This window comes from Streptomyces achromogenes subsp. achromogenes, from assembly GCF_000720835.1.
GTDB lineage: Bacteria > Actinomycetota > Actinomycetes > Streptomycetales > Streptomycetaceae > Streptomyces > Streptomyces achromogenes.
The window spans coordinates 53,523-71,505 of record NZ_JODT01000038.1 but is presented as its reverse complement, the minus strand read 5'-3'; the positions used below and the strand labels follow the sequence as shown (position 1 = coordinate 71,505).

Annotated in this window: 19 protein-coding genes; 8 read left to right on the top strand and 11 right to left on the bottom strand. The window is 74.0% G+C overall.

Annotated elements, in window-relative coordinates:
- On the bottom strand, nt 1-1,193 hold a 1,193-nt coding region (locus tag IH25_RS0131160), incomplete at its 3' end, for a CaiB/BaiF CoA transferase family protein (protein WP_078844513.1).
- 338 nt (nt 1,194-1,531) lie between these two features.
- Here IH25_RS0131160 and IH25_RS0131155 point away from each other — a divergent pair.
- Nucleotides 1,532-2,710 (top strand): saccharopine dehydrogenase family protein, encoded by a 1,179-nt coding sequence (locus IH25_RS0131155; RefSeq protein WP_030618260.1) that lies wholly within the window; start codon nt 1,532-1,534, stop codon nt 2,708-2,710.
- 108 nt (nt 2,711-2,818) lie between these two features.
- Here the strand turns inward: IH25_RS0131155 and IH25_RS0131150 are convergent, their stop codons facing one another.
- A complete protein-coding gene (locus IH25_RS0131150; protein ID WP_030618257.1) occupies nt 2,819-3,562 on the bottom strand; it encodes an endonuclease V in 744 nt (247 codons plus the stop codon).
- 58 nt (nt 3,563-3,620) lie between these two features.
- Between IH25_RS0131150 and IH25_RS0131145 the strand changes: the two genes are divergently transcribed.
- On the top strand, nt 3,621-3,917 hold the full coding sequence (locus IH25_RS0131145; RefSeq protein WP_030618254.1) for a YciI family protein: 297 nt from the start codon (nt 3,621-3,623) through the stop codon (nt 3,915-3,917).
- Nucleotides 3,918-3,926: 9 nt separating this feature from the next.
- On the opposite strand, the gene IH25_RS0131140 is transcribed toward IH25_RS0131145, so the two are convergent.
- Nucleotides 3,927-4,265, bottom strand: coding sequence for a hypothetical protein (locus IH25_RS0131140; RefSeq protein ID WP_030618251.1), 339 nt, complete (start codon nt 4,263-4,265; stop codon nt 3,927-3,929).
- 75 nt (nt 4,266-4,340) lie between these two features.
- Nucleotides 4,341-5,432 carry a WD40/YVTN/BNR-like repeat-containing protein gene (locus tag IH25_RS0131135; RefSeq protein ID WP_030618250.1) on the bottom strand — a complete coding sequence of 364 codons (1,092 nt, stop codon included), beginning with the start codon at nt 5,430-5,432 and terminating at the stop codon, nt 4,341-4,343.
- A 271-nt stretch (nt 5,433-5,703) separates the two neighbouring features.
- Between IH25_RS0131135 and ssgD the strand changes: the two genes are divergently transcribed.
- The 4 genes from ssgD to IH25_RS0131115 all read left to right on the top strand — a co-directional run bounded on the left by ssgD (nt 5,704) and on the right by IH25_RS0131115 (nt 10,223).
- Nucleotides 5,704-6,120 carry a spore wall synthesis regulator SsgD gene (gene ssgD, locus IH25_RS0131130; protein ID WP_030618247.1) on the top strand — a complete coding sequence of 139 codons (417 nt, stop codon included), beginning with the start codon at nt 5,704-5,706 and terminating at the stop codon, nt 6,118-6,120.
- Between the two features lie 366 nt (nt 6,121-6,486).
- Nucleotides 6,487-8,112 carry an ABC-F family ATP-binding cassette domain-containing protein gene (locus IH25_RS0131125; RefSeq protein WP_030618244.1) on the top strand — a complete coding sequence of 542 codons (1,626 nt, stop codon included), beginning with the start codon at nt 6,487-6,489 and terminating at the stop codon, nt 8,110-8,112.
- Nucleotides 8,113-8,243: 131 nt separating this feature from the next.
- Entirely contained in the window at nt 8,244-9,020 is a 777-nt protein-coding gene (gene ddaH, locus IH25_RS0131120) for a dimethylargininase (protein WP_030618241.1), read from the top strand.
- A gap of 228 nt (nt 9,021-9,248) precedes the next feature.
- The gene (locus IH25_RS0131115; protein ID WP_030618237.1) at nt 9,249-10,223 is read left to right on the top strand and encodes an acyl-ACP desaturase; all 975 of its coding nucleotides are present in this window, start codon (nt 9,249-9,251) and stop codon (nt 10,221-10,223) included.
- A gap of 81 nt (nt 10,224-10,304) precedes the next feature.
- On the opposite strand, the gene IH25_RS0131110 is transcribed toward IH25_RS0131115, so the two are convergent.
- Nucleotides 10,305-10,550, bottom strand: a complete 246-nt coding sequence (locus IH25_RS0131110) for a WhiB family transcriptional regulator (RefSeq protein ID WP_030618234.1) — start codon at nt 10,548-10,550, stop codon at nt 10,305-10,307.
- Nucleotides 10,551-10,820: 270 nt separating this feature from the next.
- On the opposite strand from IH25_RS0131110, the gene IH25_RS0131105 reads away from it, so the two are divergent.
- On the top strand, nt 10,821-11,612 hold the full coding sequence (locus IH25_RS0131105) for a VOC family protein (protein ID WP_030618230.1): 792 nt from the start codon (nt 10,821-10,823) through the stop codon (nt 11,610-11,612).
- Between the two features lie 12 nt (nt 11,613-11,624).
- Here the strand turns inward: IH25_RS0131105 and IH25_RS0131100 are convergent, their stop codons facing one another.
- The 4 genes from IH25_RS0131100 to ligD all read right to left on the bottom strand — a co-directional run bounded on the left by IH25_RS0131100 (nt 11,625) and on the right by ligD (nt 14,832).
- Entirely contained in the window at nt 11,625-12,701 is a 1,077-nt protein-coding gene (locus tag IH25_RS0131100) for a LacI family DNA-binding transcriptional regulator (protein ID WP_030618227.1), read from the bottom strand.
- A gap of 203 nt (nt 12,702-12,904) precedes the next feature.
- Nucleotides 12,905-13,084 carry a hypothetical protein gene (locus IH25_RS42615; protein ID WP_245172929.1) on the bottom strand — a complete coding sequence of 60 codons (180 nt, stop codon included), beginning with the start codon at nt 13,082-13,084 and terminating at the stop codon, nt 12,905-12,907.
- A gap of 6 nt (nt 13,085-13,090) precedes the next feature.
- A complete protein-coding gene (locus IH25_RS37980; RefSeq protein WP_245172928.1) occupies nt 13,091-13,753 on the bottom strand; it encodes an SDR family NAD(P)-dependent oxidoreductase in 663 nt (220 codons plus the stop codon).
- Between the two features lie 59 nt (nt 13,754-13,812).
- Nucleotides 13,813-14,832 carry a non-homologous end-joining DNA ligase gene (gene ligD, locus IH25_RS0131090; RefSeq protein ID WP_030618224.1) on the bottom strand — a complete coding sequence of 340 codons (1,020 nt, stop codon included), beginning with the start codon at nt 14,830-14,832 and terminating at the stop codon, nt 13,813-13,815.
- 74 nt (nt 14,833-14,906) lie between these two features.
- On the opposite strand from ligD, the gene IH25_RS0131085 reads away from it, so the two are divergent.
- Complete coding sequence (locus tag IH25_RS0131085) at nt 14,907-16,001, top strand: ATP-dependent DNA ligase (protein WP_030618222.1); 1,095 nt, start codon at nt 14,907-14,909, stop codon at nt 15,999-16,001.
- Nucleotides 16,002-16,034: 33 nt separating this feature from the next.
- On the opposite strand, the gene IH25_RS0131080 is transcribed toward IH25_RS0131085, so the two are convergent.
- Entirely contained in the window at nt 16,035-17,225 is a 1,191-nt protein-coding gene (locus IH25_RS0131080) for a zinc-dependent alcohol dehydrogenase (protein WP_030618219.1), read from the bottom strand.
- Nucleotides 17,226-17,484: 259 nt separating this feature from the next.
- Nucleotides 17,485-17,970, bottom strand: coding sequence for a MarR family winged helix-turn-helix transcriptional regulator (locus tag IH25_RS0131075; protein ID WP_030618216.1), 486 nt, complete (start codon nt 17,968-17,970; stop codon nt 17,485-17,487).
- Nucleotides 17,971-17,983 lie beyond the last annotated feature (13 nt).

Genomic DNA, 17,983 nt, shown 5'->3' with positions numbered 1-17,983 from the left:
GGGCGGGGTCGGCCGCCGTCGGTGACCGCGTCTTCGGTGGCCGGGGCGCCGGGGCCGTCGGCGGGGCGGGGCGGTATGCGCCAGTCCCGGGCGACCGCCGCGGTGTCCGCGCCGGGCCGGGCGGGGCCGGTGCGGACGGCGGTCGGGGTGGCGGAGAACCGGGGGGCGGGGGCGGGCTGGGTGATGCCGTCGTGGTCGGTGAAGGTGGCGCGGGCGGCGAGGTGCGGGTGGTGCGGGGCCTCGCGCAGGCCGAGCACGGGTGCCACGCAGGCGTCGGAGTCCGCGAAGACGGCCGTCCACTCGGCGCGGGTGCGGGTCCTGAAGGCGGCGGCGATCCGTTCGCGCAGCTCTTCCCAGCGGGTGAGGTCGGTGCGGGCGGAGGCGAGGGGGGCGAGGCCCAGCAGGCGCAGGAACTCGTCGTAGAACTTCTCTTCCAGGGCGCCGACCGCCATGTACCCGCCGTCGGCGGTCTCGTAGGTGCCGTAGTACGGGCAGCCGCCGTCCAGGAGGTTGGCGGCGCGCCGGTCCTGCCAGCCGCCGGCGGCGAGCATGGCGTGGATCATCGTGGACAGGTGGGCCGTGCCGTCGACGATGGCCGCGTCGACCACCTGGCCGGTGCCGGTCGCGCGCGCGTGGTGCAGCGCGGCGAGGACGCCGACGACCAGGTAGAGGGCGCCGCCCGCGTAGTCCCCGAGGAGGTTGGCGGGCACGGCGGGGGGTTCGCCCGGGCGGCCGATCATGCCGAGGGTCCCGGTGAGCGCGATGTAGGCGATGTCGTGGCCGGCGCGGTGGGCGAGCGGGCCGTCCTGGCCCCAGCCGGTCATCCGGCCGTAGACCAGGGAAGGATTGCGGGCGTGGCAGTCCCCGGGGCCGACACCGAGCCGTTCGGCGACGCCCGGGCGGTAGCCCTCCAGGAGGATGTCGGCCCGTTCGGCGAGGTCCAGGACGCGCGCGGGGCCGTCCGGCGCCTTGAGGTCGACCACGACCGAGCGCTTGTTGCGGTTGGTGAGGTCGCGGGCCGGGTCCAGGCCGAGGCCCGGGCCGCCCGGGCGGTCCACCCGGACCACGTCGGCGCCCAGGTCGGCCAGCAGCATGGCGGCGAACGGGCCCGGCCCGATGCCGGCCAGCTCCACCACGCGCACGCCGGAGAGCGGGCCGGTGCCCGGCACCGGCGGCGTCTGTGCCGTTGTCATCCGTCCAGCCCCCAAGCGTGTGTGACACCGCTGCTGTAACACCGGTGATGCTAAGAACGCGTTCCACCGAACACAAGACCCAACGAGCAAGCGCTTAGCCAAGTGCCCGGTGCGTCAGCCATCACCCGGACGAGTGAACGGTCCTGCTGTCGGCCCGCCGTGTGCGCGGGGCCGGCCCGCCCGCCCGGACGGGTGCGCCTGCTCCCGCGGGCGCGGCGTGTCCCTGGCCGCGGGCACCGCCGCCTCCGGGCTGGTCTTCTGGCTGCGCACTCCTCACGCTAGCCTCGGCCACCGACAGCGGCGCGGGCTGCGCTGAGGGCGTGTGGACAAGGGGTGACATGAGCGGCAGCGACAGGACGAGCCGTCCCTACGATCTCGTGCTCTTCGGAGCCACGGGCTTCGTCGGCGCGCTCACGGCCCGCTATCTCGCCGAGCACGCGCCGCGGGGGCTGCGCTGGGCGGTGGCCGGCCGCGACGAACCGCGGCTGGAGCGGCTGCGGGAGAGCCTGCCCGGCGGCGAGGGCATCGGTGTCCTGCGGGCCGATGTGGGCGAACCGGCCACCCTGCGCACGCTCACCGGGCACGCGCGCGTGGTCGCCACGACCGTCGGGCCGTACATGCTCCACGGCGAGGAACTCGTCGCCGCCTGCGCCGACAGCGGCACCGACTACCTGGACCTCACGGGCGAGCCGGAGTTCGTGGACCTGATGTACGTCCGGCACGACGCACGCGCGCGGGAGACGGGTGCGCGCCTGGTGCACGCCTGCGGCTTCGACTCGGTGCCGCACGACCTGGGCGTGTACTTCACGGTCCGCCAACTGCCCGAGGGCGTGCCGCTGACCGTGGACGGCTATGTGACCGTGGACGCGGCCTTCTCCGGCGGCACCCTCGCCTCGGCGCTGAACCAGCTCGCCCGCGCCGGGCGGATGCGGGCCGCCGCCCGCGAACGGGCCCGGCACGAGCCTCGGCTGCCGGGCCGCCGGGTCACGGCGCCGCTCGGTGTGCCGAGGTTCGCCCCGGAGGCCGGCGCGTGGGCGCTGCCGCTGCCCACCATCGATCCGCAGGTCGTACGCCGTTCGGCGCGGGCGCTGGAGCGGTACGGCCCCGACTTCCGCTACCGCCACCACGCCGCCGTACGCCACTTGCCGGTCGCCCTCGGCGGGGCCGCCGCCGTCGGCGCGGTGGCGGTCGCGGCCCAGCTGCCGCCCGTGCGGCGCCGGCTGTCGGACCTGCTGCGGCCGGGTGACGGGCCGAGCCCGGAGAAGCGGGCGAAGAGCTGGTTCCGGGTGCGGTTCGTCGGCGAGGGCGGCGGGGAGCGCGTGTACACCGAGGTCGCGGGCGGCGACCCGGGCTACGACGAGACGGCGAAGATGTTCGCCGAGGCCGCCCTCTGCCTGGCCTTCGACGAGCTGCCGCCGACGGCCGGACAGGTCACCACGGCCGAGGCGATGGGCGACGCCCTGACCGAGCGGCTGCGCACGGCCGGGATCACCTTCCGGGTGGCGGCACGGCGCTGACCGGAACGCACCGGTCCCGGCGGGCCCGTGGGTGCCCGGCCGCGACGACGGGGCCCTGACCGGACCGGCCGGCGGAACGCATCCGCAGTGCGTGCACGCCTCGGCGTATCAGGAGGTGGGCGACTGGCGGGTCGTGGCGTCCTGACCGCCGGCCCCGGGCAGGTGCCGCGCCGCCTCGCGCAGCGCCCGCCGGCACAGGGCGTCGGCGCGGCGCGTGGTCTCCGGGAGCCGGAACCGCGGGGTCAGCGCGAGGGTGTGCGCCAGGGCACCGGGCAGGCCGACCCGGTGGCCGACGGAGACGAAGACCGGTTTGACGCCGTCCCTGGTGCGCAGGGCGCCCCCGACCTCCTCGGTGCCCGCCAGCAGCGGGGCCCAGGCGCCGCGCGCCGGGCCGGGGTCGTCGTGGGTGAAGGTGAACGGGTTCTTGGCGACGCCGATGACCGGCAGGTCCGTGAGGACTCCGAGGTGGCTGGCCAGGCCGAAGCGGCGCGGGTGGGGCAGGCCGTAGCCGTCGCACACGACGAGGCCGGGCGGGCCCGGCAGCCGGTCCAGGGCGGCCAGCACGGCCGGGAGTTCACGGAAGGCGAGGAGCCCGGGCACGTACGGGAAGGACACCCGGCCGACGGCCGTCGCCTCCGCGACGACGTCCAGGGTGGCGGCGTCCAGCACCACGGCCGCCGCCGCGACCAGGTCCAGCTCGTCGTCGTAGGCGACGTCGACCCCGGTGACCCGGCCCGTCCCGGGCGGTGGTCCGGGCTCGTCGAGCACCACGCGGCCGCGCAGCTCGTCCTGGACGGCGCGGGCCTCCTCCTCGGTCGCGGGCCAGCCCGCGGGTACGCCAACGATCCTCACGCGGGTGACTGTACGGTTCGCCGGTGGCCGGCGGCGGGGCGGGGGTAGGCTCCGGATCATGTTCGTCCTTGAGCTGACCTACACCGCGCCCCTCGACGCCGTGGACGCCGTCCTGCCCGACCATGTGGCCTGGCTGGAGCGGCAGTACGACAAGGGCCTGTTCCTGGCCTCCGGACGCAAGAACCCCCGCGACGGCGGAGTGATCGTGGCCGTCACGGGGGACCGCGCCGAGATCGAGGAGGTGGTCGCCACCGACCCGTTCGCCGTCGCCGGGGTGTGCTCCTACCGCGTCATCGAGTTCCTCGCCACGAAGACGGCTCCCGAACTGGAGCGCCACCGGCAGACGCTCGGCTGAGCCGGCGGGTCACCCCTTCTTGCGGTCCAGCGCGCGCTGCAACTGCTCCTTGTTCATGTGCGAACGGCCCTCGATGCCGCGCTGCCTGGCCTCGTTGTACAACTGGTCGCGGGTCGGGCCGTGCGAGCCGACCCGGTTGCCGGACCGCTGACCGCCCCGCTTGCCGGACGACATGTCCTGGGTGGAGGTGCGGCTGGCGGTCTTGGACTCGCCGGAGCGGGCGCGTTCCTTGTTCACCGTCCGCGCGGCGATCTCCTTGGCGCGCCCGGTGCTCTCGCCCCGGTCCTGCGCGCTCTTCTTGATGTGCTCGTACTGACGCTCGCGCTTGGGGCTGGAACCGGCTGGCATGATCGCTCCTTTCCTTCGCGGCGAAGGACGAGTACCCGCCTCGCGCGCGCTCACGTCACCGGACCGGCGGCCGTCTCACCGTTCCAGCCGGGCCGCCCGGCCCTGTTCGCCGGCCGCCCAGCAACCGCGGTCGGGGGCGCACGCCACGGTGTCGTAGGAGCCGGTGTCGATGGTCCGCCAGGTGCGGCCGCCGTCGGTGGTCAGGTCGGTGCCGGTCGGGCCGACGGCGAGCGCGGCCGTCCGGCTGTGCGGCAGCCAGGCGGCGCCCGAGCGGTACGCGGGCGGTGGGGTGGTGGCGGGGCGCCAGGTCCGGCCGCCGTCGGCCGTGATCGCGGCGGACCTGGGTGAGGGCTGCCCCGGGCGGTAGTCGCCGCCGACCGCGATGCCGTGCGCGCGGTCGCGGAAGGCGAGCGCGAAGACGCCCTTGGCCGGATCGCCCGCCGGTACGGGCGTGTCGGCGGCCGTCCAGCTCAGGCCGCGGTCGGCGGAGTGCAGCACGCGCGCGTGGCTGCCGCCGCCGGTGGCCAGCCAGGCGTCGCGCGGGCCGGAGACGACCAGGCACTGGCCGCTCGCGGCGAACCCGGCCTCGCCGTCCTGCGCGGGCGGCATCCCCTCGGCGGGCAGCGGGCGCCAGGAGCGTCCGCCGTCGGCGGTGGACAGGACGCGGAACCTGCCGTCCACCGGGTCGCCGAGGGCGAGGCCGTGGCGGCGGTCGAAGAAGGCGAGGCAGTCGTAGAAGGCCCGCGGGTCGGTGTTGCGGAAGGACTCCGTCCAGGTCGTGCCGCCGTCGTCGGTGCGGTAGACGCGGGACGCCTCGCCCGCGCCGATGGCCAGCACCACGGCCCGCCGCGCGTCGAACGCCGTCACGTCCCGGAACTCCAGCCCGGCCGCGCCGGGCGGAGAGACGTTCCGCCAGCTCGCGCCGCCGTCCGTGGTGCGCAGCACCGTGCCGCGGGTGCCGGCCAGCCAGGCGGTGCGCCGGTCCACGGCGGCGAGGCCGCGGAAGCGGGCCTGGGGGGCGCCGGTGTCCCGGGGGACCCACCGGGGATCCGCCGTGCCGCCGCTCCCCCGCTCCGCTCCCGGGCCGCCGGCCGTGTGCCCCGGGGCCCCGGCCGCCGGAACCGTCAGGGCGGCCAGTACCGCCGCGCACGCCACCGCCGTCGCCACCGGCCGGCCCGCCCGTCCCCCGGCCCGTCCCCCGCGTCGCGTGTTCCCCAAGCGCCTCATGGCGGGCGAAGCTAGCCCAGTCCCCGGGGCCCGTCCAGGGGGCCGGTGCGCCGGTGCCCGGCGGAAGACGGGCCGCGCCGCCCCGTGCATGAACGCGGTGACCGAGGTCACTCGGTCCGGGTGTGCACGCACCGGCCGTTTCCGTCGTCTCTTCCTGTGCCGGGTGTGGGCGCATCCGGGCGCAGTCCAGCCGTCACGAGGGAGCAAGGCGTTGTCCACCGTCATCGAGCAGCCCGTAGAGGCCCGTCTCGTCGCCGCCGCACCGCGCATGCCGAGCATTCCCGCCACGCTGCGCTACGACCGGCGCGACCCCTTCGCCGTCCGCATGACCTTCCCGGCGCCGGCCACCCTGGAAGGCGTCGACGTGTGCTGGACCTTCTCCCGCGAGCTGCTGACGGCCGGGCTGGAGGACCCCGCGGGCCAGGGTGACGTCCGGGTGCGGCCCTACGGGTACGACCGCACGGTGCTGGAGTTCCACGCCCCGGAGGGCACCGCGATCGTGCATGTGCGCTCGGGCGAGATACGGCGGTTCCTCAAGGCCGCGGACGAGCTGGTCCCGGCCGGCCTGGAACACCTCCAGCTCGACCTGGACCACGGCCTCGCCGAGCTGATGCGGGACGCCTGCTGAACGGCACGCGCGCGCGTGGGACGCCCGCCGAACGGCACGCGCGCGCGTGAGGAGCGTCCAAGCCGGTGCCGGGAGCGCCACCACGAGGCGCGCCTCGGCTAAATCGCGTTGACACCCCTTTCCGCCGCTCGTACGGTGTTCAGCGGTTCTGTTGCCGCCGATTGGAGAAGGACGTTGCTCGTCTGAGGTCCCGAGACACCGCGTCGCACGTGAGGTGTGCGCGGCGTACGACGACCTCGGCGTCCGAGCCGTCCCCCAGGCACAGGCCCCCTCTTCCGCGGCCCTCCCCTGCCCGGCCCCTCGGTTTTCGCCTCGCGGTGTCTCGATACGCGTCCACCCGAACGCCCACACCCTCGCGAGGCGCCCATGTCTGCTTCCCTCACCTGCACCTCCCTGTCCTTCGCCTGGCCCGACGGCACCGCCGTCTTCGACGGCCTCGACATCGCGTTCGGCCCCGGCCGGACCGGGCTCGTCGGCGTCAACGGATCGGGCAAGTCCACCCTGCTCAAGCTGCTGGCCGGGGAACTCGCCCCGGCCGACGGCACCGTCAAGGCGACCGGCGAGATCGGCTACCTCCCGCAGAACGTCACCCTGGACACCGCGCTCCGGGTCGACGAGGCCCTCGGCATCTCCGAGCGGCGGGCCGCCCTGCACGCCATCGAGGCGGGCGACGTCTCCGAGGAGCACTTCGAGACCGTCGGCGACGACTGGGACGTCGAGGAGCGCGCCCTGGTCACCCTCGGCGAACTCGGCCTCGGCCACATCGGCCTGGACCGGACCGTCGGCGACGTGTCCGGCGGCGAGTCGGTGCTGCTGCGGCTCGCCGCGCTGCTGCTGCGCCGCCCCGGCATCCTGCTGCTCGACGAACCCACCAACAACCTCGACCTGTACGCGCGCCGACGGCTGTACCAGGCCGTCACCGCCTGGCCGGGCATCCTGGTCGTGGTCAGCCACGACCGGGAGCTGCTCGGCCTGGTCGACCAGATCGCGGACCTGCGCGCGGGCGAGGTCACCTGGTACGGCGGCAACTTCTCGGCCTACGAGGAGGCGCTGGCCGTCGAGCAGGAGGCGGCCGAGCGCATGGTGCGCGTCGCCGAGGCCGATGTGCGCAGGCAGAAGCGGGAACTGTCCGACGCCCACATGAAACTGGCCCGCCGCAAGCGGTACGGGCAGAAGATGTACGACTCCAAGCGCGAACCGAAGATCGTCATGGGTGCGCGCAAACGCGCCGCCCAGGAGTCCGCGGGCAAGCACCGCATCCTGCACGAGGAACGGCTCGCCGAGGCCAGGGAGCGGCTGGACGAGGCCGTGGAGGCCGTACGGGACGACGACGAGATCCGCGTCGAACTGCCGTACACGGCCGTGCCGCCGGGCCGGCAGGTGCTCACCGTGGAGAACCTGGAAACGGTCTGCCACACGCGCGTGCCGGGGATTCTCGATCTGCGCGGCCCGGAGCGGATCGCGCTCGTCGGCCGCAACGGCTCCGGCAAGACGACGCTGCTGCGGACCATCGCCGGGCAGCTGGCGCCGATGTCCGGCACGGTGACGGCCCATGTGCCGCTCCGGTTCCTGCCGCAGCGGCTGGACGTGCTGGACGACGGGCTGTCGGTGGCCGAGAACGTGGCCCGGTTCGCGCCCGACGCCACCAACAACCGGATCCGGGCCCGTCTCGCCCGCTTCCTGTTCCGGGGCGCCCGGGCCGACCAGAAGGCGGGCACCCTCTCCGGCGGCGAGCGCTTCCGGGCGGCCCTGGCCGCGCTGCTGCTCGCCGAGCCGGCTCCGCAGTTGCTGCTGCTGGACGAGCCGACGAACAACCTGGACATGGCCAGCGTCCGGCAGCTGACGCAGGCCCTGGAGTCGTACGAGGGCGCGCTGCTCGTCGCCGCCCACGACCTGCCGCTCCTGGAGTCGATCGGAATCACCCGCTGGCTGCTGGTGGAGGGAGGCGAGCTGACGGAGACCGCGCCCGAGGCGCTCGGCGAACCGGCCTGACCGGACGGCCGGGGCACACCCGGCGACCAGGGTTTTGCCCTGGCCGGAGCGCGCTGCATGATGACGGACCGGTGCCGAGTGATCGGCGCCGGCCACCGCACCATCGCACCGACCGATACGAAAGGCCCGTCGTGCCCAGCAAGAAGGCCCTCGTCCGCCGCCCCAGCCCCCGCCTCGCCGATGGCCTGGTGACGCACATCGCGCGGGAGAAGGTCGACGTGGGGCTCGCCGTGGAGCAGTGGGAGGCCTATGTGGCGGCCCTGCGCGCGCACGGCTGGGAGACGATCGAGGTGGAGCCGGCCGACGACTGCCCGGACTCGGTGTTCGTCGAGGACACCGTCGTCATGTTCCGGAACGTGGCGTTGATCACCCGTCCGGGTGCCGCCGCCCGGCGCGCGGAGACCGCCGGTGTCGAGGAGGCCGTGGCGAGCCTCGGCTGCTCGGTGAACTGGATCTGGGATCCGGGCACGCTGGACGGCGGCGACGTCCTCAAGGTCGGCGACACCGTGTACGTCGGCCGCGGCGGGCGCACCAACGCAGCCGGTGTGCAGCAGGTGCGCGCCGCCTTCGAACCGCTGGGCGCCCGGGTGGTGGCCGTCCCGGTGAGCAAGGTGCTGCACCTGAAGTCGGCGGTGACCGCGCTGCCCGACGGCACGGTGATCGGGCACATCCCGCGGGTGGACCGGCCGTCGCTGTTCCCGGGGTTCCTGTCGGTGCCGGAGGAGTCCGGGGCGCACGTGGTGCTGCTGGGCGGCGGCAAGCTGCTGATGGCGGCGAGCGCGCCGCGCACGGCGGCGCTGCTGAGCGATCTCGGTCATGACGTGGTCACGGTCGACATCAGCGAGTTCGAGAAGCTGGAGGGCTGTGTGACGTGCCTCTCCGTACGCCTGCGGGAGTTGTACGCCTGACCGGGTGATTCCTTCTCTCCGGCAGCCCCGGGACCTGCGGGTCCCGGGGCTGTCCGGCGTGCGCGGCAGGCCGGCCGGCAAGGCTGATCAGCGGTTCTTTACCGCCGTCTTAGCGTACGGCTTCGTAACCTACGGGTTCGTAGCCTACGATCACGTAGGTTCCCGGCACCGCTCGCCGGGCCGTTCCCTTCCACCCCGCCCTTTGTCCGGCGTCCCCCTGGAGTTCCTGTGACGATCACTTCCCCTCACCTCGGCAGCCCGTCCGTCTGGACCGACGCTCGGCTTCTGTACGCACTGGAGGAAGTGGTCGAGAACGAATTGAACCGGCATCTGAAGGTCGCCAAGGACTGGATGCCGCACGAGTACGTGCCGTGGAGCGACGCCCGTAACTTCCCCGGTCTGTTCGAGGACGGGGAGGCCTGGGAGAAGGGCCAGTCGAAGGTTACGGAGGTCGGCCGCATCGCCCTCGTGGTCAACCTGCTCACCGAGGACAACCTGCCGAGCTACCACCACGAGATCGCCACGCTGTTCGGCCGCGACGGCGCCTGGGGCACCTGGGTGCACCGCTGGACGGCCGAGGAGGGCCGGCACGGCATCGTGATGCGCGACTATCTGCTGGCCTCGCGCGCGGTGGACCCCGACCAGCTGGAACGCTTCCGTATGGCGCACATGAGCGAGGGCTTCGAGTCCGACAACGGGCACTCGATGCTGCACTCGATCGCCTACGTCGCCTTCCAGGAGCTGGCCACGCGGATCTCGCACCGCAACACCGGCCACCAGTCCGGGGATCCGGTCTGCGACCGCATGCTCGCCCGCATCGCGACCGACGAGAACCTGCACATGGTGTTCTACCGCAACCTGCTCAAGGCAGCCTTCGAGCTCGCCCCCGATCTGACCATGAGCGCGGTCCGGGACGTGGTGGTGAACTTCCGCATGCCCGGCCATGGCATCCCCGGCTTCGAGCGGGCCGCCGCGCAGATGGCGATCGGCGAGGTGTACAACCTGCGCATCCACCACGACGACGTGCTGCAGCCGGTGCTGCGCTTCCTGAAGGTCATGGAGATCGACGGCCTGGGCCCCGAGGGCCTTCGGGCGCAGGAGGAACTCGGTCTGTTCCTGGGCGGGCTGGACGCGGAGGCGTCGAAGTTCGACGAGAAGCTGGCCGCGCGCAAGGCCCGCATGGCGGCGCGCGCCGCGGGCTGACGTCCCGCACGCGGGCCGGGCGGCCGGCGGGTGGCGCGCCCCGGGGCCGGGATCAGCCGGCGGTGCGCCGGAGGGCCAGGGTCAGCGGGCGGTGCGCCGGAGGGCCAGGCGTTCCTTCTCCGACAGGCCGCCCCAGACGCCGAACCGCTCGTCGTGGGCGAGGGCGTACTCCAGACAGGCCGGGCGCAGCTCGCACATGGCGCAGATGCGCTTCGCCTCGCGCACCGAGCTGCCGGGCTCGGGGAAGAAGAAGTCCGGCCCGGTCTGTGCGCACAGGGCCTGCGCCTGCCAGGTGTCGTCGGCCGGGGTGATGGTGTCGATGTGCATGGCCAGGAGCCTGCCCCGGACAGAAAAACGTTCGATCAACGCCGGCTCAACGGCCTACCCGGGGCCGCCGGCCGGCGGCCCCCCGCGTGCCTCCGAGCCGCCCCGATGATGCCCCCTCGTTCGCGGCGCGCGCACGGCGGCGCGCGGGGCCGGTGTGAAAAGCCGAGGAACCCGTGCAGGCGTGTGCGCGTGGTGCTCGGGCGGCGATTGTCAGTGGCCGGTGCCAGACTCGGCAGTGCACAGGACCGGACCCTTGCGAGGAGGGCCGAGATGCTCACGACCCGTTTCGTCACCGGCGCGCCCGACTGGATCGACGTCACCAGTCCCGACATCGAGGGTGCCGCCGCCTTCTACGGCGCCCTGTTCGGCTGGCGGTTCAGCCCGGCGGGGCCGGATGCCGGCGGTCACGGCGTCTTCCGGCTGGCCGGCCGGGCCGTGGCGGGCGGCGCGCGGGCCGCTCCCGGGCAGGGACCGCCGGGCTGGACGGTGTACTTCCGCAGCCAGGACGTCCGGGCCACCGCCGAGGCGGCCGAGCAGGCGCACGGCAGTGTGCTGGTGGGGCCGGCGGACGAGCCGCAGCGGGGCCGCGGCGCGGTGCTCGCCGACCGGGCGGGCGCGCCGTTCGGGATCCGGCGGCCGGGCCGGATCGAGGGCGTGGAGGCGGCGGGCGAGCCGGGCGCGCTGTGCTGGGTCGAGCTGCACACGCCGGACATCGCGGCGGCCGCCGCGTTCTACCGCCGGGTGCTCGGCCTGGAGACGTCCGGAGTCGCCTTCCCGGGCGGGACCTATACGTGTGTCAATCCGGACGGTGCCGGTGAGGAGGCGATGTTCGGCGGGCTGGTGCCGACGGCCGGCGATCCCGCCGAGGCGGAGTCCGGTGCGTACTGGCTGCCGTACTTCGAGGTGGCGGACGCGGACACCGTCGTCGACCGCGCCCGGCGGCTCGGCGGGACGGTCCACGGAGCGGCGACGACCGTACCGGGGGTGGGGCGGACGGCCCGGCTCGCCGATCCGTACGGGGCCCGGTTCGCGGTGATCAGACCCGAGCCGCCCTCCGGGTGACCCACGGGCGGCTCACGCGGAGGCGCGGCGTATCAGGGTGGTCGGCAGGATCACGCCCTCGTCCCGCGCACCCGGGGTGCCGGCCGTCGTACGCTCCCCGTCCCGTCCGCCGGACAGGCCCTCCAGCAGCAGGCGGGCCATCAGCCGGCCCATCCCCTCGATGTCCTGTCGTACCGTCGTCAGCGGCGGGTCGGTCTGCTCGGCGACCGGCACCATGTCGTCGAAGCCGGCCACGGCCACGTCCTCGGGAACCCGTCGGCCGGTCTCGCGCAGCACCCGCAGCGCACCGAGCGCGGTGAGGTCGTTGGCGGCGAACACGGCGTCGACGTCCGGGCGGCGGCGCAGCAGCTCCCGCATGGCGCGCTCACCACCGGCCGGGGTGAAGTCGCCCTCCACGACCAGCCGGGGATCGTGCGCGCCGGGCACCTCGGCGACGGCGTCCCGGTAGCCGTCGAGCCGGTCCACCGCCGAGGTCTGGTCCAGCGGGCCGGCGAGGTGGGCGACACGCCGGCGGCCGAGGTCCAGCAGATGCCGTACCGCCGCCCGGGCCCCGCCCCGGTTGTCGCAGTCAACGTACACCACGCCGGGGTCCGGTGCCCCCGTGTCCGTGCTCCCGTGGGGGCGTCCGCCGAACACGGTGGGCACCCCGGCGTCACGGATGAGGGCGGGCAGCGGGTCGTCCAGGTGCAGGGAGAAGACGAGCGCGCCGTCGACATGGCCGCCGGCGAGGTAGCGGGCCACGCGGGTGTGGTCGGCGCGGCCCTCGGTGAGCAGCAGCACCAGCTGGCTGTCGTGCGCGGTCAGCTCCTTGCTGATGCCGCGCAGCTGGAGCGCGAAGAAGGGGTCGGCGAAGACCCGGGTCTCGAGCTCGGCGACGACGACCGCGACCGCGTCGTGGCGCCGGGTCACCAGGCTGCGCGCCGCCTGGTTGGGGACGTAGCCCAGCTCCTCCACGGCCCGCCGGACCCGTTCGGCCAGGGGTGCGCGGACCCCGTCGCCGCCGTTGACCACCCGGGACACGGTGGCCCGGGACACCCCGGCCCGCGCGGCCACGGCTTCCAGGGTGGGACGCGACACGGCGTCGGACACTTCGGGACCCCCTCCTCGGCGGCCGGCACTCAGGATAGCCGCGGGCGTGGCCGGTCCGGACCGGAGGCAGCGACGGCCGGCACGACGCCGGAAACGGGCGTTTCCCCGGCTCGGCGGGGTGTCGAGCACGGTGACGTAGGTTTTGGCGGGTTCGTGGGCGGTGAGCCGGTTCGGGGCCTTCGGCGGCCGAGGGCCGTGGGGGCTCACTGCCGGGCGGGGCTGCGGTAGCGCGGGGCGAGGGTGCCGGTGGACGAGGAGCGGAGCCCGAGTTCCGCCGCGGTGAGGCGGCCTACCGCTTCGGCGTCGGCCAGGCCTGGCACGCAGACGACCTCGCCGGTTTCCAGGGCCCGCAGCGACGCGGTCACCACGTCCCGCGCCGGCATGCCTCCCTAGTCGTGTACGCGCGCCACCTCACCGGCCACCGGATCCCGGCCCTGGGTGAGATGGAACTCGGTCGCCGTCAGCCCGGGGCAGAGCGCCTGGACCCGGACCGGCGTGCCGTTCAACTCCGCGGCGAGGGTCCGGCTGAAGGTGACCACGTACCCCTTGGTCCCCGCGTAGACCGCCCGCACCGGCAGCGGGTCCGGCGGAAGGGAACCGGCGAAGGCGAGGGTGGAAGCCACGTTCACCACGGCGCCGCGACCGCGTGCCGGCATGCCCGGCACGGCCGCGCGAGCGAGCCGGGTGAGCGCCACCACGTTCACGGCGATCACCTTCTCCAGCAGTGCCGCATCGGTGTCGGTGAAGGGGCCGTAGCCGTTGATGCCCGCGTTGTTCACCAGCGTTGCGATGTCGTCCTCGGCGGTTCGCCGGGCAACGCGGTCCAGGTCACCGGCATCGCCCAGGTCCGCGACGACGGTTTCCACTCGTACGCCGTGCCGCCCGGTCAGCTCCGCGGCGAGTGCGCGCAGACGCTCCGCGCGACGCGCCACCAGGACCAGGTCGTGACCGTCCGCGGCGAGCCGGCGCGCGTAGGCCGCGCCGATGCCCGAGGAGGCACCGGTCACGACGGCTGTTCCCGTGGCGGAGAAGGACGCGGAACGGAGGGTCATGAACGGGTCCTTGCGGTCATGACGCGGCGGAGGACGGCAGCCGGTGAACGCAGGGGCGCTCAGTCCGACGGCGTGCGGCGGGCCCGGCTCGGCTGGACGCGAGTGGGCTCGCCGGGCATCTTCGGGTACTCCGGCGGGTACGGCAGGTCGCCCAGACCGTGGTCGTGTTCGTCCCGCCGGGCCAGTTCCAGCAGCGCGTCCAGGGAGTAGGCGTGGTCGTCCATGTCGGCGTGCACGTCGCCGAGTTCGGCGAACCGGGCTGGCATGGTGGCGAGGTCGAAGTCACGGGGATGGGCGACGCCGACCTCCTCCCAGCGCAGGGGCGCGGAGACGGGGGCGTGCGGGCGGGGGCGCACCGAATAGGCGGAAGCGATGGTGCGGTCCCGTGCCGTCTGGTTGTAGTCGAGGAAGATGCGGCGCCCGCGCTCCTCCTTCCACCACTTGATGGTGACGTGCTCGGGCATCCGGCGTTCCATCTCCCGGCCGACCGCGATCGCCGCGCGGCGCACCTGGGTGAAGGTCCAGCGGGGTTCGATGGGCACGAAGACGTGCAGGCCCCGGCCGCCGGAGGTCTTCGGCCAGCCGCGCAGTCCGCCGAACTCCTCCAGTACCGCGCGCAGTTCACCGGCGGCGCGGACCGCGTCGTCGTAGTCGGTGCCGGGCTGCGGGTCGAGGTCGATGCGGAGTTCGTCGGGGTGGTCGACGTCGGCGGCGCGGACCGGCCAGGGGTGGAAGGTGAGGGTGCCGTACTGGGCGGCCCACACCACGGCGGCCTCCTCGGTGGGGCACATCTCGTCGGCGCTGCGGCCGCTGGGGAAGGTGATGTGGGCGGTCGGGATCCAGTCGGGCATGCTCTTGGGCGCCCGCTTCTGGTAGAACCACTCGCCGCCGACGCCGTCCGGATAGCGCTCCAGGGTGGTGGGGCGGTCGCGCAGGGCGCGCAGGATGCCAGGGGCGACCGAGACGTAGTACCGGGCGAGGTCGAGCTTGGTGAAGCCCCGCTCCGGGAAGAACACCTTGTCCGGGCTGGACAGCCGTACGGTCCGGCCGGCCACCTCCAGTTCCACCGCATCACCCATGCGGCCACCGTAGGCGCACCCCGCACACCTCGCATACCGGGCGAAGCCCTATGTATGCGAGCAGAATCAAAGGCATGGACCTGCCCGTCATGCCGCCCGTGAAGCCGATGCTCGCCAAGTCGGTGGCGAAGATCCCGCCGGGCATGCACTACGAGGCGAAGTGGGACGGCTTCCGGTCGATCGTCTTCCGCGACGGGGCCGAGGTCGAGCTGGGCAGCCGCACCGGCAAGCCGCTGACCAGGTATTTTCCCGAGCTGGTCGAGGCGCTGAAGGAGCGGGTGCCCGAGCGGTGCGTGCTGGACGGGGAGATCGTGATCGCGCGCGGCGGGCGGCTGGACTTCGACGCGCTGACCGAGCGCATCCACCCGGCCGCCTCCCGGGTGCGGATGCTGGCCGAGAAGAACCCGGCCTCCTTCGTCGCCTTCGACCTGCTGGCCCTGGACGACCACGCGCTGCTCGACGTGCCGCTGACCGACCGCCGCGCCCTGCTGGACCGGGCCCTCGCGGACGCGACCCCGCCGGTGCATCTGGCGCCCTCGACGGCCGACATCGAGGTGGCCCGGCACTGGTTCGAGCAGTTCGAGGGCGCCGGACTGGACGGGGTCGTGGCCAAACCGCCGGACCTGCGCTATCTCCAGGACGAACGGGCCATGTTCAAGGTCAAGCACGAGCGGACGGCGGACGTCGTCGTCGCCGGGTACCGCCTCCACAAGAGCGGCCCGGTGGTGGGCTCGCTGCTGCTGGGCCTCCACGACGAGCGGGGCCGGCTCCAGCACGTCGGCGTGTCGGCCGCGTTCTCCATGAAGACGCGCGCCGAACTGGTCGAGGAGCTCGAACCGCTGCGGATGGACGACGTCTCGGGGCACCCGTGGGCCGCGTGGACGGACGAGGCCGCGCACGAGACGGCCCGGCTGCCGGGCGCGCCGAGCCGCTGGTCCGGGAAGAAGGACCTGTCCTGGGTGCCGCTGCGGCCGGAGCGGGTGGCCGAAGTGGCCTACGACCACATGGAGAACGGGCAGCGTTTCCGGCACACCGCCCGCTTCCGCCGCTGGCGCCCGGACCGCACACCGGAGAGCTGCACCTACGCCCAGCTGGAGGAGCCGGTGCGCTACGACCTGGCGGAAGTGCTCGGCGAGAAGGCCCACGGGGGCACGGCCGAGCGCCCGTAACCGGTACGCGCTACGGCCGCATGGGCCTGCGCGCTACGGCTGCATGAGGACCTTGACGGCGCCGTCCTGCTTGCGCTGGAACATCTCGTAGGCGTGCGGCGCCTCCGCCAGCGGCAGCCGGTGGGTGGCGAAGTCGTCCACGCCGAGCGGGTCCTCGTCCGTGAGGAAGGGGATGATCCGGTCGGTCCAGCGGCGGACGTTGGCCTGGCCCATGCGGAGCTGGATCTGCTTGTCGAAGAGGGTGAGCATCGGCATCGGGTCGGCCATGCCGCCGTAGACGCCGCTGAGCGAGATCGTGCCGCCACGGCGGACCAGGTCGATCGCCATGTACAGGGCGCCCAGCCGGTCGACGCTGAAGCGTTCGGCGAGCGGACCGCTGAGTTTGCGGGGCATCATCGCGGTCGCCGTCTGGGCGAGCTTGGCGGCGGCGCTGCCGTGTGCCTCGGTGCCCACCGCGTCGATCACGGCGTCCGGGCCCCGGCCGCCGGTCACCTCCCGGATCGCGTGGACCAGCTCCTTCTCGTCGTCGAAGGCCCTGAGGTCGTACGTCTCGACCCCGCGCCGCTGGGCCCGGGCCAGCCGCTCGGGCACCAGGTCCACGCCGAAGACGCGTTCCGCGCCACGGGCCCTGGCGATCCGGCAGGCCATGTCGCCGATCGGGCCGAGGCCGAGGACGGCGAGGGTGCCGCCGGGCGGGACGGCGGCGTACTCGACGGCCTGCCAGGCGGTGGGCAGCACGTCGGAGAGGTAGACGAACCGGTCGTCCGGCGGCCCCTCGGGCACCTTGATCGGGCCGAACTGCGCCTGCGGGACCCGTAGGTACTCGGCCTGGCCGCCGGGCACGGCACCGTACAGGCGGGTGTAGCCGAACAGGGCCGCGCCCATGCCCTCGCCGGTGACCTGGGTCGTCTCGCACTGGGTGGGCAGGCCCGTGTCGCACATGAAGCAGTGCCCGCAGGCGATCTGGAAGGGCACCACCACCCGGTCGCCGGGGCGCAGGTCCGGCACCTCTGGGCCGACCTCCTCCACGATGCCCATGGGTTCGTGACCGAGGATGTCGCCGGGCGTCATGAACGGGGTGAGCACCTCGTACAGGTGCAGGTCGGAGCCGCACAGTCCGGTGGACGTCACGCGGATGACGGCATCCGTGGGTTCCTCGATCCGGGGGTCGGGCACGTCCTCGACCCGGACGTCCCGCTTGCCCTGCCAGGTGACTGCCTTCATGAGTCGCACTCCCTAGGTCACGTTCGGCCTCGTCCGTGTGCGGTGGCGGCCGGGTACCCGGGCGCACCGGGGCCGAACCCAGCGATCGCCTCCGGCGCACGGCACCTGACGATCGGGGCAGGGCGCCGGTACCGGCAGTCGGCACCCGGTACCTGGCAGCCGGCACCCGGGGCCCGGCACGTGACCACTGGCACCTGGCACCTGGCACCTGGCACCTGGCATGGACGAGGTCCGCGGCGGGGCGGTGACCGTAAGGCGGTCAGCCCTGGGTGGCCAGCGGCTCGGCCGGACCGCGCGGAGGCTCGGCCGGGTTGCGCAGGCTCTCGGCCGCGTCGGCGACCCGGCGGATCAGGTCGAAGAACACGGTCTGCTCCTCGGCGGACAGCGGGGCGAGGAAGACCTGGTTCATCCGGGCGGTGCGGACGGACAGCCTGCGGTGGGTGCGGGCGCCCTCGTCGGTGAGGCGGAGCAGGAAGCGGCGGCCGTCGCGCGGGTCGCGCACCTTGTGGAGCAGCTCCCGGCGGTCGAGCCGGCTGATCACCTCGGCGATGGTGGACCGGTCCAGGCCCACCCGCTCCCCCACGGTCCGCTGGTCGAGTCCGGGCTCGGCGACGAGTGCGTTCATGACCGCGAACTGCGGCGAGGTGATCTCCTCCGAGACCATCGCGTTCCACAGCAGGTAGTGCGCCTGCTGGAGCCGCCGGGCGAGGTGTCCGGGATGGGTGGTGAGATCCACCGCGGCCATGTGCGCTCCCCTG

Coding starts and splice junctions, on each gene's coding strand:
- IH25_RS42615 (WP_245172929.1), bottom strand. CDS start 13,084: ATGCCGGCGCGGGACGTGGTGACCGCGTCGCTGCGGGCCCTGGAAACC.
- IH25_RS37980 (WP_245172928.1), bottom strand. CDS start 13,753: ATGACCCTCCGTTCCGCGTCCTTCTCCGCCACGGGAACAGCCGTCGTG.
- IH25_RS0131080 (WP_030618219.1), bottom strand. CDS start 17,225: ATGAAGGCAGTCACCTGGCAGGGCAAGCGGGACGTCCGGGTCGAGGAC.
- IH25_RS0131140 (WP_030618251.1), bottom strand. CDS start 4,265: ATGCCAGCCGGTTCCAGCCCCAAGCGCGAGCGTCAGTACGAGCACATC.
- ligD (WP_030618224.1), bottom strand. CDS start 14,832: ATGGGTGATGCGGTGGAACTGGAGGTGGCCGGCCGGACCGTACGGCTG.
- IH25_RS0131110 (WP_030618234.1), bottom strand. CDS start 10,550: ATGCACATCGACACCATCACCCCGGCCGACGACACCTGGCAGGCGCAG.
- IH25_RS0131105 (WP_030618230.1), top strand. CDS start 10,821: ATGCTCACGACCCGTTTCGTCACCGGCGCGCCCGACTGGATCGACGTC.
- IH25_RS0131075 (WP_030618216.1), bottom strand. CDS start 17,970: ATGGCCGCGGTGGATCTCACCACCCATCCCGGACACCTCGCCCGGCGG.
- IH25_RS0131155 (WP_030618260.1), top strand. CDS start 1,532: ATGAGCGGCAGCGACAGGACGAGCCGTCCCTACGATCTCGTGCTCTTC.
- IH25_RS0131125 (WP_030618244.1), top strand. CDS start 6,487: ATGTCTGCTTCCCTCACCTGCACCTCCCTGTCCTTCGCCTGGCCCGAC.
- IH25_RS0131145 (WP_030618254.1), top strand. CDS start 3,621: ATGTTCGTCCTTGAGCTGACCTACACCGCGCCCCTCGACGCCGTGGAC.
- IH25_RS0131085 (WP_030618222.1), top strand. CDS start 14,907: ATGGACCTGCCCGTCATGCCGCCCGTGAAGCCGATGCTCGCCAAGTCG.